Source organism: Microvirga solisilvae (genome assembly GCF_022808595.1).
GTDB lineage: Bacteria > Pseudomonadota > Alphaproteobacteria > Rhizobiales > Beijerinckiaceae > Microvirga > Microvirga solisilvae.
Window position 1 is genome coordinate 833,608 of record NZ_JAKUCN010000001.1, and the last position, 13,802, is coordinate 847,409.

Genomic DNA, 13,802 nt, shown 5'->3' on the forward strand with positions numbered 1-13,802 from the left:
CTGTTTTTATGGGCTGCACCCGGTACGTGGCGCCGTCCCTCGGGGGATGAGCGGACAACCACCACGCAAGAAAGAATGTGGCGTTGCAGGACACCTGTTTCAAGAACCGAGCCCGCAACGCCATCAATCATGAAATGCCCCCAGAGGTCTTTTTAGGCGCTGGCGCTCGCAGGCTGCTCGCTGCGATCGCCATGGATGAAGAGCGGCTTGGCCTTGCCCTCCACCACCTCGGGGCCGATGACCACCTGCTCGACGGATTCGAGGCCAGGCAGGTCGTACATGGTCTCCAGCAGGATGCCCTCCATGATGGAACGCAGGCCGCGGGCGCCGGTCTTCCGCTCGATCGCCTTCTTGGCGATGAGGGTCAGGGCCTCGTCCTGGAACGTCAGGGAGACGTTCTCCATCTCGAAGAGGCGCTGGTATTGCTTGACCAGGGCGTTCTTCGGCTCCTGCAGGATCGTCTTCAGGGCATCGACATCGAGATCCTCGAGCGTCGCCAGAACAGGTAGACGGCCGACGAATTCGGGGATCAGGCCGAACTTCAGCAGATCCTCGGGCTCTACCTCGCGGAAGATCTCGCCCGTGCGGCGGTCGTCCGGCGAGCTGACCGTAGCACCGAAGCCGATGGACGTGCCCTTGCCGCGACCAGCGATGATCCGCTCGAGGCCGGCGAAGGCGCCGCCGCAGATGAACAGGATGTTGGTCGTGTCCACCTGCAGGAACTCCTGCTGCGGGTGCTTGCGGCCGCCCTGCGGAGGCACGGAGGCAACGGTGCCTTCCATGATCTTCAGCAGAGCCTGCTGCACGCCCTCACCCGACACGTCGCGGGTGATCGACGGGTTGTCGGACTTGCGGGAGATCTTGTCGATCTCGTCGATATAGACGATGCCGCGCTGCGCCCGCTCGACATTGTAGTCGGAGGCCTGGAGCAGCTTGAGAATGATGTTCTCGACGTCCTCACCCACGTAACCGGCCTCGGTCAGGGTGGTGGCGTCTGCCATGGTGAAAGGCACGTCCAGGATGCGGGCGAGCGTCTGCGCGAGCAGCGTCTTACCCGAACCGGTCGGACCGATCAGCAGGATGTTGGACTTCGCCAGTTCCACGTCGTTGTGCTTCGTGGCATGGGCGAGGCGCTTGTAATGGTTGTGGACCGCTACCGAGAGCACCTTCTTGGCGTGCTCCTGGCCGATCACGTAATCATCCAGAACGCGGCTGATTTCCTTCGGGGTGGGAACGCCATCCCGGGACTTCACGAGAGACGATTTCGACTCCTCGCGGATGATGTCCATGCAGAGCTCGACGCATTCATCGCAGATGAAAACCGTCGGGCCAGCGATCAGCTTGCGAACCTCGTGCTGGCTCTTGCCGCAGAAGGAACAGTACAGCGTGCTCTTGGAGTCGTTGCCGCCAGCCTTGGTCATTATCACATCTCCAATCCGTGCCAGGACGGCCCCTTTGCCGGCCCCGCACCCTTTAACTTATGAGCGTCGGGCCTAATGAAAGGTTCCGACACTAACAATTTACTTAGCCAAATCGCCTCGTCTCCAGAATCCACATGCAATCACGGCGAAGGCGCGTGATCAATAGAAACGGAGTTGCTGGCCAAAAAGACGCACCTGGGGAGAATTTTTCCCCAGGTTTTAAGGATTAGGCCGGGGGTGCAGCCGGCTCGGGACGCTTCTCGACCACTTGGTCGATAAGGCCGAATTCCCGGGCGGCTTCCGCCGTCATGAAGTTATCGCGCTCGAGTGCCCGCTCGATCTCTTCGTAGTTGCGACCGGTATGGTTCACATAAATCTCGTTGAGACGGCGCTTGAGGGCCTCGCTCTCGCGGGCATGGATCATGATGTCCGTGACCTGACCCTGGTAACCGCCAGAGGGCTGGTGAACCATGATTCGGGCGTTCGGGAGCGCGAAGCGCATGCCCTTCTCGCCTGCGGTCAGGAGAAGAGAGCCCATCGAGGCGGCCTGGCCGACGCAGAGCGTCGAAACCGGGCAGCGGATGAACTGCATGGTGTCGTAGATCGACAGGCCAGACGTCACGACGCCGCCGGGCGAGTTGATGTAGAAGGAAATTTCCTTCTTCGGGTTCTCGGCTTCGAGGAAGAGAAGCTGCGCCACGATGAGCGACGCCGAGTAGTCTTCGACCGGCCCGGTAAGGAAGATAATCCGCTCGCGCAGGAGGCGCGAGTAGATGTCGAAGGCGCGCTCGCCGCGGTTCGACTGCTCGACCACCATGGGAACGAGCGTATTGTTAAAGAGCGCTACCGGATCTCTCATTGTCTCACTGCTCCAAAGCGACCGCGCGGAACGCGCGGCCGTCTGATTGATGCAAGGCAGCGAGAGCTCCGATGAGCCTTACTCGCCCTTGCTGGCTTTCTTACCGCCCTTAGCCTTCGGCTTAGATTCGGTCTCGGCGTCATCGTCGCTGAAGAGAGCGTCCTTGGAAACCTTCTCTTCGGCCACCTTCACCTGGGAAAGGATCTGGTCGACAACTTTCTCCTCGAACAGAGGAGCCCGGATTTCGGCGAGGGCCTGCGGGTTCTTCTGATAGAACTCCCAAACCTGCCGTTCCTGGCCGGGGTACTGGCGGACCCGCTCGATGAGGGCCTGAGTCACCTCGTCGTCGGAGATCTTGATATCGGACTTCTCACCGATCTGCGCAAGGACCAACCCGAGACGAACGCGACGCTCGGCGATCTTGCGATACTCGGCGCGAGCCTCTTCCTCGGTGGTGTCTTCGTCAGCGAAGGTGCGGCCGTTCGACTTCATGTCGGCATCGACCTGCGACCACACGGCAGCGAATTCCTGCTCGACCAGGGACGGGGGCAGCTCGAAGCTGTACTTGGCGTCGAGAGCGTCCAGCAGGTCCTTCTTCACCTTGCGGCGGGACTGCGTGTCGAAGTCGCGCTTGATGGCGTCGCGGATCGCTTCCTTGAGCTTGTCCAGTGATTCCATGCCGAAGCCCTTGGCCATCTCATCGTCGATCTTCAGCTCGCCGGGAGCCTCGACGTCCTTCACGGTCACGTCGAACTCGGCGGCCTTACCGGCAAGATGCGCGGCCAGGTAGTTCTCGGGGAAGGAAACCTTCACGAGCTTAGTGTCGCCGGCCTTCAGGCCGATGAGCTGCTCTTCGAAGCCCGGGATGAAGGTGTTGGAACCCAGCTCGACACGGATGTCCTGGCCCTTGCCGCCCTCGAACTCGGTGCCGTCGATGCGGCCTACGAAGTCCACGACCACGCGGTCGCCATCGGCAGACTTGCCCTTCTTCGTCTCGAAGGAACGGTTCTGCTTGGCCATGCGCTCAAGCGACTCGTCGATCTCGGCATCGGAGACCTCGGCCACCGGCTTCTTCACGCTCACGCCGGACAGGTCGACCAGCTCGAACTCGGGCAGAACCTCGAGAGCAACCGTGAAGGACAGGTCGCCCTTGGCGTCCATGGCCTTCTCGATGGTTTCCTTGTCCTCGGGGAACTGGATCTGCGGCTCGTGGGCGAGCTTCAGCTTGTTGTCCTCGACGATCTTGCGGTTGGCCTCGTTCACGGCGTTCTGGAGAACGTCGGACATCACGGAGCGGCCATAAACCTTGCGCAGGTGCGCCGGCGGCACCTTGCCGGGGCGGAAGCCGTTCAGCCGCACGCGATCCTTGATGTTGTTGAGCTCGTCGTTCAGGCGCTGCTCCAACTCGGTGGCCGGGAGCACGACCTTGAACTCTCGCTTCAAGCCTTGGGACAGTGTTTCCGTCACCTGCATTGTCTTATTCGCCTTCGTTCACTTAAGAAAAATCGATGTTAGGCTCCGGCCGATGCAGCGAGTGTGCCGCCAACCATTGCCGGGAGCCTCCGGACCCAATCTGACGATTGGTGCGGGCGGAGGGAGTCGAACCCCCACGACTTGCGTCGCTGGAACCTAAATCCAGTGCGTCTACCAGTTCCGCCACGCCCGCCTGGGAGCAGCACGATAAACGCGCCCCTCTTCCGGGACGCGGCTCTATAGCACGCTTGGCGCGCCATGCATCAAAAAAGTTCGTGGGGCCGGGCCGGCAACCAAACTTGGCCTTTCCCGTTCAAAAGGATACCCCATAAGCCCGATCTGCCCTCTCGCGAGTCCGCCCCGATGATCACCCGCCGCGCCGCCACCGCAGGCCTTGCCACTGCTCTGATGGGGCTGCCGCGGCGAGGATGGGCACAAAATCCGCAATTGTCTCCTAACGAGCTCAAAGCAGGGCTCGGAAGAGGGCTAATGCCCTTCCTCTCGGCCCGCCCTGCTCCTCAACGGCTGCGCCCTGATTCAACGCAAGAAGCCGAGATTTGGGCCTTCAACGGCAAGCTGGGCGAAGCGACGCGCCTAAAGCATGGCGAGGATCTGGCTTTCACTCTGAAGAACGAGACTGCTCTGCCTCTCTCCGTTCATTGCCACGGCGTTCGCAGCCCCAATGCCATGGATGGTGTTGGCGGCCTCACCGAGGAGCCGACAGCACCCGGCAAGGATCGGGACTACCGCTTCAGCCCGCCCGATTCCGGCACCTTCCTGATCCGCCCCTGCGTCCTGGGCAAAAGCGCCGAGCCCTCCGAGCGCGGGCTGACCCGCATGCTGATCGTCGAGGAGGCGAATCCTCCCCAGGTGGACCTGGATATTCCTCTTCTCGTCGACGATTGGATGTTGGGCGAACAGGGCGATCTTATCCTCGCCGAGCCTATTCCCATGGGCCTGCTCGGCACCTTTCTCAGCGTGAACGGCAAGCCGACTCCGCAGCCCATCAAGGCCGCGCCGGGGGCACGCATCCGCCTGCGCCTCGCGAATGCCTGCAACGCCCGCACCATGCGCCTGCGTTTCGACGGGCTTAAGGCCTATGTCATCGCCGTGGACGGGCAGCCCTCCAACACCTTCGAACCCTTGAAGGCCTCCCTGCCCTTCGCGCCCGGCAATCGCTACGACCTGCTCATCGACCTGGGCCCGGAGCCCGGCCCCGCGGGAACGGTGACCGCCATGATCGGCAACGGCTTCCCGCTCGCGGAAATCGTCACCGAGGGCAGCAGACGGGAGCCTCTGCCTCCCGTTGCCCCGCTGCCGCCCAATCCCAAGCTGCCGAACGCTATCAGGCTCCAGGACGCGACGCGCCGGGATGTGGCGATCAAGGGCGATCCCAGGACCAATGCCCCATGGAGCCTTAACGGCGCCTCAGGCAGCCCATCGAGCGCTCCGCTCGTCACCGTCAAGCGCAGCACGCCTGTGGTGCTGGCACTCAAGAACGAGACCGGCTTTGTCCAGCCCATGCACCTGCACGGCCATTCCTTCCGGCTTCTCCACCCGTTCGACGACGGGTGGGAGCCCTATTGGCTGGATACGGCACAGGTGCCCGAGAACAAGACGATCCGCATCGCCTTCGTGGCCGACAATCCTGGCAAGTGGCTTCTCGCCTCGACCGTGATGGAGCGGTTCGATGCGGGGCTCTGGACCTGGATCGAGGTTACTTAAGGAGCCTGCGTAAAACGCCAGGGATCAGCTCGGCGAGGTCCTCCGCGATCAGTCCCGGCCCGAAGCTCGCGCCCGCCTCCGCATGGATCCATGTTCCGGCGCAGGCTGCCTCGAAGGCCGGAAGCCCTTGGGCCATGAGGCCTGCGATGATGCCGCAAAGGGTATCGCCCGACCCTGCCGTGCCGAGATAAGGCGAGCCGTTCTCGTTGATGGCGATACGGCCGTCCGGAGCGGCTATCACCGTGTCCGGCCCTTTCAGCAGGACCACCGCACCCGTATAGACGGCGGTGCGATGCGCACGCTCGATTTTCGATTCAGGATCAAGGATATCCGGGTGTCCCTTGAACAGGCGCTTGAACTCGCCCTCATGAGGCGTGAGCACGGTCGGCGCATGGTGAAACGCCTGATGCATCTCCGACGCCAGCCCTTCGAAGGATGTGAGCGCATCCGCGTCGAGCACCAAGGCGCGCCTTGCCTGCGCCGCCACGGCAACCATGGCGCGGGTACCCGAGTGAACCCCGAGCGCAGGCCCGAGCACCAGGGAGTTCAGCCTCTCATCCTGAAGAATATGCTGGAGGCCTTCAGGCCCATCGCAGCCCCTGAGCATGATGGCCGTCAGGTGAGCCGCATTGACCCCGAGCGCTTCCGGCGGCGAGGCTACGGTGACGAGGCCGGAGCCGATGCGCAGGGCCGCCCGCGCCGCCAGCCGCGCTGCACCGGTCCGGGTCGCGCCGCCCGAGAGCACGAGCGTATGGCCGCGATCGTATTTGTGAGAGGACAGGCCGGGTTTCGGGAGTTTTCCAAACCAAAGCGGTGGTGCATTGGCGAAAAGCCTGCCGCCCGACGCTTCGAGCGTTTCACGCGCAATGCCGATATCGACTACCTCGACCTCCCCGCTCAATGCGCGCCCCGGCATCAGCAGATGGCAGGGCTTGCGGGCAGCGAACGTCACTGTTCGTGTCGCCCTGACGGCAACGCCCCTCACCTGGCCCGTCTCGCCATCGATTCCCGATGGCAGGTCGACGGCGAGAATCGGCCGCCCCGAGGCATTCATATGCTCGACCGTGATACGCGCTGCTCCATCGAGATCCCGCGCGAGGCCCGTGCCGAACAGAGCGTCAATGATCAAATCCGCCTCAGAAAAAGGAAGAGTTTCGGCCGCATCAATCGGCCCCTTCCAATCCTTCGCCGCAAGGGCTGCATCTCCCGATAGGCGCTCCACTCCCCCAAGAAGCCCGAGGGTCACTCGGCACCCCTGCGCGGCCAGAAGGCTCGCCACGACGAAGCCATCGCCTCCGTTTTGTCCAGGCCCGGCGGCTATGACCACATGCGCCTCTTTCGTGAGCATTTCGGTGGCAGCCTGGGCCACGGCAGCTCCAGCACGCCGCATGAGGTCGATGCCCGGAATGCCCGATCCTATGGTTGCAGCATCCGCAAGCTTCATTTCTTGGGGTCGAAGAACGAGTTCAGGGAGCATTTGGAGCCTCGAAACAGCCATTCAGAGCCCCTTTGCCGCCGAAAACCGCACATGCACAAACTTTGAGCAGCAACTGCTCTCCAGAGATGCAATCGCGGGCAGTTTGAATCATCGAGGCCATGGAAGGCACCCCTGAGCTGGTGCTAAAAGCGGCAAGTCCCGAACCGAAACGGTTATCCGATGAAGAAGATCGAAGCCATCATCAAGCCTTTCAAGCTCGATGAAGTCAAAGAAGCTCTCCAGGAGGTCGGCCTCCAGGGCATCACCGTCATCGAGGCCAAGGGCTTCGGCCGTCAGAAGGGCCATACCGAGCTGTATCGCGGTGCAGAATACGTCGTCGACTTTCTGCCCAAGGTGAAGCTCGAGATCGTCCTGAACGACGACATGGCCGAAAGCGCCATCGAAGCCATCCGCAAGGCAGCCCAGACAGGTCGCATCGGAGACGGAAAGATTTTCGTGTCGACGGTCGAAGAGGCCGTCCGCATCCGTACGGGCGAGACCGGATCCGACGCGATCTAAACTCGTCATCTCAAGCCAAGGCCGGCGAGGCCGAGGACAATCAAGGGCAGAAGAGGACTTATGACCATGCAGACCGCCAAGGATGTGCTCAAGGCGATCAAAGATAACGACGTGAAATACGTCGACTTCCGTTTCACGGATCCGCGCGGCAAGTGGCAGCACGTCACCTTCGACGTCGACATGGTCGATGAGGACCTGCTCGCCGACGGCATCATGTTCGATGGTTCGTCTATCGCCGGCTGGAAGGCGATCAACGAGTCCGACATGACCCTCATGCCCGACCCGACGACGGCCCAGATGGACCCGTTCTTCTCGGCGTCCACCATGATCATCAACTGCGACATCCTCGAGCCCGCCACCGGCGAGCCCTATAACCGCGATCCGCGCGGCATCGCCAAGAAGGCCGAGGCCTATCTGAAGTCCACGGGCATCGCCGACACGGTCTATGTGGGTCCCGAGGCCGAGTTCTTCGTGTTCGACGACGTGAAGTTCATGGCCGACCCGTACAACACCGGCTTCAAGCTCGACTCCTCCGAGCTGCCGATCAACGGCGACACGCCTTATGAAGGCGGTAACCTCGGTCACCGCATCCCCGTCAAGGGCGGCTACTTCCCGGTTCCTCCGCTGGATTCGGCTCAGGACATGCGCGGCGAAATGCTTGCGGCCATGAAGGCCATGGGCGTGACGGTCGAGAAGCACCACCACGAGGTGGCTTCCGCCCAGCACGAACTCGGCACGAAGTTCAATACGCTGGTGAAGACCGCCGACGAGATGCAGATCTACAAGTACTGCATCCACAACGTGGCTCAGTCCTACGGCAAGACGGCTACCTTCATGCCGAAGCCGGTCTATGGCGACAACGGCTCGGGCATGCACGTGCACCAGTCGCTCTGGAAGGGCGGCAAGCCCCTCTTCGCCGGCAACAAGTATGCAGATCTCAGCCAGGAATGCCTGTGGTATATCGGTGGCATCATCAAGCACGCCAAGGCGCTCAACGCCTTCACCAACCCGTCGACGAACTCCTACAAGCGTCTCGTCCCGGGCTACGAGGCTCCGGTTCTGCTGGCCTATTCGGCCCGTAACCGCTCCGCCTCCTGCCGTATTCCGTGGACGACCTCGCCGAAGGCCAAGCGCGTCGAGATCCGCTTCCCCGATCCGACCGCCAATCCTTATCTGGCTTTCACGGCGATCATGATGGCGGGCCTCGACGGCATCTTGAACAAGATCGATCCCGGCCAGGCCATGGACAAGGACCTCTACGATCTGCCTCCGCGCGAGCTGAAGAAGATCCCGACGGTCTGCGGCTCGCTTCGTGAAGCTCTCGCCAGCCTCGACAAGGACCGCGCGTTCCTCAAGGCCGGCGGCGTCTTCAGCGATGACTTCATCGACAGCTATATCGAGCTGAAGATGACCGAGGTCGCCCGCTTCGAGATGACCCCGCATCCGGTCGAGTTCCAGATGTACTATTCCTGCTAAGCGGGAAGAGGTTTTTCCTCCCGGCTGCTTTTCGCAGCCTGCCTGCCGGAGCCCTCGTGGCTCCGGCATTTTTATTGATACGCCCTTGGGATTAGGGGCTACCCATTTCGGGGCATACTCCTCCGCAAATCAGGAACGCTTTCTTGTTTTTCTGAGTTAGCCAGCCTGTTCGGCCGATCAAAAATGGCCGCGGGCTCGGGCCTTAAGCTCGAGCTAAGGAATGTTTCTCAGAGGAGTGAAATGATGAAAGTTCTCATGATCGCGACTGCGACCGCTATCGGCCTGCTGGCTGCTGCTCCGGCCGGCGCCCAGACCTCGGTGACCACCACGACGGAAACCACGGGTTCGATCACCATCGCTCCGGAACAGCGCACCGTCATCCATCAGCGCCTGGGCACGGCAAAGCCCGTGACCGTGAAGGAGAAGGTGACCGTTGGTATGGCAGTGCCGAGCACGGTCGAACTGCAGACGGTTCCCGACACCATCGTCACCGACATCCCGTCGGTGAAGGGCTACAGCTACTTCGTCTATAATGACGATGTGGTTCTGGTCGACCCGAAGACCCGCAAGGTCGTGACCATCGTCGAGTAAAGTAGGCGCTCACTCTCGACATGCCGCTCCCTAACGGGGGCGGCATTTTCTTTTGAGCATACTAGAAAACGAAAAAAGGCCCGGGGAAACCCGGGCCTTTCCTATCGCCGAAGCGACAGATCTTAGTAGGTGCTGAACTTGTAGTTCAGGCCAGCGCGGACGACACCGAAATCGGTCTCGCCGGTGCTGAAGGTCGTGCCACCGAAGGTGAAGTCTTCGTCTTCGAGGTTCACGTAGAGACCTTCAACCTTCATGGTCAGGTTGTTGGTGAAGGCGTACTCGAGACCGCCACCGAGGGTCCAGCCGTTGCGGTCGTCAGCGAAAGCGAAGCCGCCGGTTGCGTAGATGAGGGCGCGATCGAAGGCCACACCAGCGCGAGCGCGGACGGTGCCGAACCAATCGTCGGAGTCAACCGTGACGGTGCCAGCCGGGAAGACGTAGGTGGTGCTGCCGAAGTCAGCCCACTGCAGGTCGCCTTCAACACCAACCACGAACGAGCCGATCTGGTAGTTGTAGCCGATCTGAGCGCCGCCGACGAAGCCAGCGTCATCATCGCTGTCGCCGGTGATGGTGGCGCCGCCGAACACGATGTCGTTGTCGCCGCCGTTGTTGAAGCCGATGCCGGCGTTCACACCAGCGTAGAAGCCGGTCCAGGTGAAGACCGGAACAGCAACGACCGGAGCCGGAGCGCGGCGCGACGGGAGGTCAGCAGCGGAAGCAGCAGCGGAGAGGCTGAGCAGGGCGACCGAAGCGAGGAGAATCTTTTTCATTTGCTTATCCATTTAGCTTGAAGGCTATGGTTTAGCTTCTAACCCAAGGTTGCCGTATCGTCTGTCACTTTTGCGCAACACAGAACAAATGACGCCGCATTCCGGCCCAACTTGTGGAAATTTTCGCCCCCGGCCCATGACGCAATGGCAGGCCTTCGCTGAAGCCCCCAGCGCCTCAGGATCAGCAAGCTACTGATAATAGTTGGCTTTTCTCCGATCATCGACCTTGAAGGGCGGCCAATCACTAGATCGCCTTCCAGTAAGAAAGCGTTGACCATGCCCTATAGGAAAATGTGAGTGGAAGTCATTTCATCCCCTCTTCCAGCCACATTTGGAGCGCCCGATTGACCCTTTCGGGCTGCTCCAGCGTCGATGAATGCCCCGAATCGGGAATCACGACGAGGGATGCCCACTCGATCATGTCGGCCATTTCGCGCGCGATCTCGGGCGGCGTGATCAGATCGCCGTCTCCGACGAGAATCAGGGTCGGGATTTCAATGCTGGGGAGAAGCGGTCGGGAATCGGCACGACCGATGATGGCACGCTGCTGCCTGACATAAGCTCCCGGGCCCGTCTCCCGCATCATGCCGAAAACCGTTTCCTGAAGCGCCGTATCCCCTTGGCGTTCCGGATGCACCAGCTTGGGCCAGATCTGAGGAAAGATCTGCTCGTATCGACCGGCCTCGGCCAGTGCGATAAGCCTTTCACGGTCCCGGGTGGCCTCGGGCGTATCGGGACGCGGGCTCGTATCGAGAAGAGCAAGGCGCTGGACGCGTTCCGGGGCTTGGCGCATCACCTCCATGGCGATGTAGCCCCCCATCGAGAGCCCGGCGAGGGAGAACCGCTCCGGCGCGCTCTTGAGAAGCCGCGCCGCGATGGCAGGGATCGAATCGTCCTGCGTGTGATCGGCGACGATGATGTCCCGCCCTTCCGACAAGGCGGAAATCTGCGGCTCGAACAGGCGCGCCGTGCAGGCCAACCCCGGAACCAGAACGACCGTCTCGGCCATGGTGTCTTTCCCTCAAAAGTTCGCTTGTATTGACAAGCCGATAGCTTGTCCTATGGTCCCGCCACACCTTAACTTGAGCAAGAGCCTCAGGTGAAACCAGTCTCGCGCCCGTTAGTTGCCGTAGAGCGCGGCCGGCACTCAAGCGCACCCCGCCCTCAACGGTATAGATAGAGATTCATGTCGTTCGCCGAACTCGGACTTAGCGATAAAGTTCAACAGGCTGTTGCCTCTGCCGGTTACACGGAGCCGACACCGATCCAGGCCCAGGCCATCCCCCATGTCCTTGCGCGCAAGGACGTGCTCGGCATCGCCCAGACGGGCACGGGCAAGACGGCGGCCTTCACCCTGCCGATGCTGACCCTGCTGGAGCACGGGCGCGCCCGTGCCCGCATGCCGCGCACGCTCATCCTCGAGCCCACCCGCGAGCTGGCGGCCCAGGTCGAGGACAATTTCGACAAGTACGGCATCAACCATAAGCTTTCGGTGGCCCTGCTGATCGGCGGCGTGTCCTTCGGCGACCAGGACGCCAAGATCACCCGCGGTGTGGACGTGCTGATCGCGACCCCTGGCCGCCTGCTCGACCATTTTGAGCGCGGCAAGCTGCTGCTCACCGGCGTCGAGCTTCTCGTGATCGACGAAGCCGACCGCATGCTCGACATGGGCTTCATCCCCGATATCGAGCGCATCGTGAAGCTCGTTCCCTTCACACGCCAGACGCTCTTCTTCTCCGCGACCATGCCGCCGGAGATCCAGCGTCTCGCCGATGCCTTCCTGCACAACCCGGTGAAGGTCGAGGTCGCCCGCGCCGCTTCGACCGCAGCCACGATCACCCAGCGCCTCGTCGCAACGGGTCGTCAGGATTTCGAGAAGCGCGAGACGCTGCGCGGCCTGATCCGCAACGCGACGGACCTGCAGAACGCCGTGGTTTTCTGCAACCGCAAGCGCGATGTTGCGGTGCTGCATCGCTCGCTGCAGAAGCATGGTTTTGGCGCCGTCGCCCTTCACGGCGACATGGACCAGCATGCCCGCATGGCGGCCCTCGACAGCTTCCGCAGCGGCGAGATGCCGATTCTCGTGGCCAGCGACGTCGCCGCCCGAGGCCTCGACATTCCGACCGTGAGCCACGTTTTCAATTACGACATTCCGCACCACGCGGAAGACTATGTCCACCGCATCGGCCGCACAGGCCGCGCGGGCCGCGCGGGTCAGGCGTTCACGCTTGTCGGCCCAGGTGATGAGAAGTCGCTCAGCGCTATCGAGAAGCTGATCACCACCCCCATCGAGTGGGAAGGACCGACACTCGCGGAGCTGCCGCCCTCCGAAGGCTCTTCGCGCCGTGGTGGCCGTGGCGAGGAGCGTTCCTCGCGCAGCCGCAAGGTGAAGGTTCGCTCCGGTGGAGATCGCCAGCGCTCCAAGTCCGATGATGCAGCCGAGGAAGCCGCTCCCAGACGCGAGGCCGCGCCTGCACCTCAGCAGGAGGAGACCCGCAGGCCGCGTCCGGAGCGTGAGCGTGAGCGCGATCGCCAATCCTCACGCGGCAATCAGAACCGCTCGCGCCGCGATGACGACGACGCGCCGGTGAAGGGCATGGGCGATCATATGCCTGCCTTCCTGATGCGTCCGGTGACGATCAAGAAGTCCTAAGCCGTTTCCGCAGTGGATTTTCGTGCCTTTCGAAGGGGCGCCGACTTCTTTGTCTTGGCGCCCTTCGAGGCTTTGGCGCGCAACGCGGCCCTGAGAGCCATGCGCGCCAGCTCGGCAGCTTCATCCGGGTCGTCGAGGGCCGATTCCGGCATCAGCCAGAAGCTCGTGATCGTCATCCGGCCGTCCTTCGTCTGAAAGCTGAAGGGGCGCGAGCCAAGCTGCCTGAAGTGGCCGACACTGTCATCGTCCACCTTAAGAAAAAGCTCGCCCTCGTCAGCCAGGGCGAACATCACCCCTTCCCGATAGATCCCCTGCCCGCCGAACATCCTGCGGATCTGAACCGGACCGAAGGTCTGGAAGATATCGCTGATGGCTTCGGCATCCATGGGATCAGTCCAGGGTCAGCCGGCGGTATGAAGTGCGGGAGGTGTAGCGGGTGTGATGGCGACGGATTCGCCACAGCCGCAGGCCGAGGTCTGGTTGGGATTGTTGAACACGAACTGAGACGACATCTTCGTGGTCTGGAAGTCCATTTCCGTGCCCAGCAGGAACAGCACCGCCTTGGGGTCGATGAGCACTGTCACGCCCTTGTCCTCGACCACTTCGTCGAGGGGGTTGATGCTCTCTGCGTATTCCATGGTGTAGGACATGCCAGCGCAGCCGCCGTTCTTCACGCCCACGCGGACGCCGACGATGGGCTTGTCCGCCTTACCGATGATGTCCTTGACGCGGTTTGCCGCCGCGTCGGTCAAGGTCACGACCTTGAAGCCTGGTAGAGCCATTAGCCTTCTCTCCTGACGGCCGGGTTCAAGGCCCGGGCAGAACGAGTACGATTATT

Annotated in this window: 13 protein-coding genes and 1 tRNA gene; 5 read left to right on the forward strand and 9 right to left on the reverse strand. The window is 62.0% G+C overall.

The annotated features are described in order from the left end of the window. Window positions 1-152: 152 nt before the first annotated feature. The 4 genes from clpX to MJ639_RS04145 form a co-directional block, all read right to left on the reverse strand. On the reverse strand, window positions 153-1,421 hold the full coding sequence (gene clpX, locus MJ639_RS04130) for an ATP-dependent Clp protease ATP-binding subunit ClpX (protein WP_243368912.1): 1,269 nt from the start codon (window positions 1,419-1,421) through the stop codon (window positions 153-155). Window positions 1,422-1,647: 226 nt separating this feature from the next. Next, window positions 1,648-2,280, reverse strand: a complete 633-nt coding sequence (locus MJ639_RS04135; RefSeq protein ID WP_243368913.1) for an ATP-dependent Clp protease proteolytic subunit — start codon at window positions 2,278-2,280, stop codon at window positions 1,648-1,650. A 78-nt stretch (window positions 2,281-2,358) separates the two neighbouring features. Next, window positions 2,359-3,753 carry a trigger factor gene (gene tig, locus MJ639_RS04140; RefSeq protein ID WP_243368914.1) on the reverse strand — a complete coding sequence of 465 codons (1,395 nt, stop codon included), beginning with the start codon at window positions 3,751-3,753 and terminating at the stop codon, window positions 2,359-2,361. A gap of 108 nt (window positions 3,754-3,861) precedes the next feature. Next, window positions 3,862-3,946: transfer RNA gene (locus tag MJ639_RS04145), tRNA-Leu, on the reverse strand. A 296-nt stretch (window positions 3,947-4,242) separates the two neighbouring features. On the opposite strand from MJ639_RS04145, the gene MJ639_RS04150 reads away from it, so the two are divergent. Continuing rightward, window positions 4,243-5,478, forward strand: coding sequence for a multicopper oxidase family protein (locus MJ639_RS04150; RefSeq protein WP_341482618.1), 1,236 nt, complete (start codon window positions 4,243-4,245; stop codon window positions 5,476-5,478). Here MJ639_RS04150 and MJ639_RS04155 read toward each other — a convergent pair. Continuing rightward, window positions 5,471-6,976, reverse strand: coding sequence for an NAD(P)H-hydrate dehydratase (locus MJ639_RS04155; RefSeq protein WP_423790747.1), 1,506 nt, complete (start codon window positions 6,974-6,976; stop codon window positions 5,471-5,473). The genes MJ639_RS04150 and MJ639_RS04155 overlap by 8 nt on opposite strands. Before the next feature lie 159 nt (window positions 6,977-7,135). Between MJ639_RS04155 and MJ639_RS04160 the strand changes: the two genes are divergently transcribed. From MJ639_RS04160 to MJ639_RS04170, 3 genes are all read left to right on the forward strand, one after another. After that, entirely contained in the window at window positions 7,136-7,474 is a 339-nt protein-coding gene (locus MJ639_RS04160; RefSeq protein ID WP_009490961.1) for a P-II family nitrogen regulator, read from the forward strand. 66 nt (window positions 7,475-7,540) lie between these two features. Next, window positions 7,541-8,950, forward strand: a complete 1,410-nt coding sequence (gene glnA / locus MJ639_RS04165; protein WP_243369033.1) for a type I glutamate--ammonia ligase — start codon at window positions 7,541-7,543, stop codon at window positions 8,948-8,950. A gap of 240 nt (window positions 8,951-9,190) precedes the next feature. After that, window positions 9,191-9,541: a DUF1236 domain-containing protein gene (locus MJ639_RS04170; RefSeq protein ID WP_243368917.1), complete on the forward strand. Its 351-nt coding sequence runs from the start codon at window positions 9,191-9,193 to the stop codon at window positions 9,539-9,541. Window positions 9,542-9,663: 122 nt separating this feature from the next. On the opposite strand, the gene MJ639_RS04175 is transcribed toward MJ639_RS04170, so the two are convergent. Both MJ639_RS04175 and MJ639_RS04180 read right to left on the reverse strand, forming a co-directional pair. Beyond that, window positions 9,664-10,311 (reverse strand): outer membrane protein, encoded by a 648-nt coding sequence (locus MJ639_RS04175; RefSeq protein WP_243368918.1) that lies wholly within the window; start codon window positions 10,309-10,311, stop codon window positions 9,664-9,666. Window positions 10,312-10,615: 304 nt separating this feature from the next. Continuing rightward, on the reverse strand, window positions 10,616-11,320 hold the full coding sequence (locus tag MJ639_RS04180; RefSeq protein WP_243368919.1) for an alpha/beta fold hydrolase: 705 nt from the start codon (window positions 11,318-11,320) through the stop codon (window positions 10,616-10,618). A 177-nt stretch (window positions 11,321-11,497) separates the two neighbouring features. Between MJ639_RS04180 and MJ639_RS04185 the strand changes: the two genes are divergently transcribed. After that, window positions 11,498-12,964, forward strand: a complete 1,467-nt coding sequence (locus MJ639_RS04185; RefSeq protein ID WP_243368920.1) for a DEAD/DEAH box helicase — start codon at window positions 11,498-11,500, stop codon at window positions 12,962-12,964. On the opposite strand, the gene MJ639_RS04190 is transcribed toward MJ639_RS04185, so the two are convergent. Continuing rightward, on the reverse strand, window positions 12,961-13,350 hold the full coding sequence (locus MJ639_RS04190) for a TfoX/Sxy family protein (protein WP_243368921.1): 390 nt from the start codon (window positions 13,348-13,350) through the stop codon (window positions 12,961-12,963). The genes MJ639_RS04185 and MJ639_RS04190 overlap by 4 nt on opposite strands. 15 nt (window positions 13,351-13,365) lie before the next feature. After that, the gene (locus MJ639_RS04195; protein ID WP_243368922.1) at window positions 13,366-13,746 is read right to left on the reverse strand and encodes a HesB/IscA family protein; all 381 of its coding nucleotides are present in this window, start codon (window positions 13,744-13,746) and stop codon (window positions 13,366-13,368) included. Between the last annotated feature and the right edge of the window lie 56 nt (window positions 13,747-13,802).

Bases quoted from the DNA above. Each gene is read 5' to 3' on its own strand.
- clpX (WP_243368912.1), bottom strand. From the start codon at position 1,421: ATGACCAAGGCTGGCGGCAACGACTCCAAGAGCACGCTGTACTGTTCC.
- MJ639_RS04135 (WP_243368913.1), bottom strand. From the start codon at position 2,280: ATGAGAGATCCGGTAGCGCTCTTTAACAATACGCTCGTTCCCATGGTG.
- tig (WP_243368914.1), bottom strand. From the start codon at position 3,753: ATGCAGGTGACGGAAACACTGTCCCAAGGCTTGAAGCGAGAGTTCAAG.
- MJ639_RS04150 (WP_341482618.1), top strand. From the start codon at position 4,243: ATGCCCTTCCTCTCGGCCCGCCCTGCTCCTCAACGGCTGCGCCCTGAT.
- MJ639_RS04155 (WP_423790747.1), bottom strand. From the start codon at position 6,976: ATGGCTGTTTCGAGGCTCCAAATGCTCCCTGAACTCGTTCTTCGACCC.
- MJ639_RS04160 (WP_009490961.1), top strand. From the start codon at position 7,136: ATGAAGAAGATCGAAGCCATCATCAAGCCTTTCAAGCTCGATGAAGTC.
- glnA (WP_243369033.1), top strand. From the start codon at position 7,541: ATGCAGACCGCCAAGGATGTGCTCAAGGCGATCAAAGATAACGACGTG.
- MJ639_RS04170 (WP_243368917.1), top strand. From the start codon at position 9,191: ATGATGAAAGTTCTCATGATCGCGACTGCGACCGCTATCGGCCTGCTG.
- MJ639_RS04175 (WP_243368918.1), bottom strand. From the start codon at position 10,311: ATGAAAAAGATTCTCCTCGCTTCGGTCGCCCTGCTCAGCCTCTCCGCT.
- MJ639_RS04180 (WP_243368919.1), bottom strand. From the start codon at position 11,320: ATGGCCGAGACGGTCGTTCTGGTTCCGGGGTTGGCCTGCACGGCGCGC.
- MJ639_RS04185 (WP_243368920.1), top strand. From the start codon at position 11,498: ATGTCGTTCGCCGAACTCGGACTTAGCGATAAAGTTCAACAGGCTGTT.
- MJ639_RS04190 (WP_243368921.1), bottom strand. From the start codon at position 13,350: ATGGATGCCGAAGCCATCAGCGATATCTTCCAGACCTTCGGTCCGGTT.
- MJ639_RS04195 (WP_243368922.1), bottom strand. From the start codon at position 13,746: ATGGCTCTACCAGGCTTCAAGGTCGTGACCTTGACCGACGCGGCGGCA.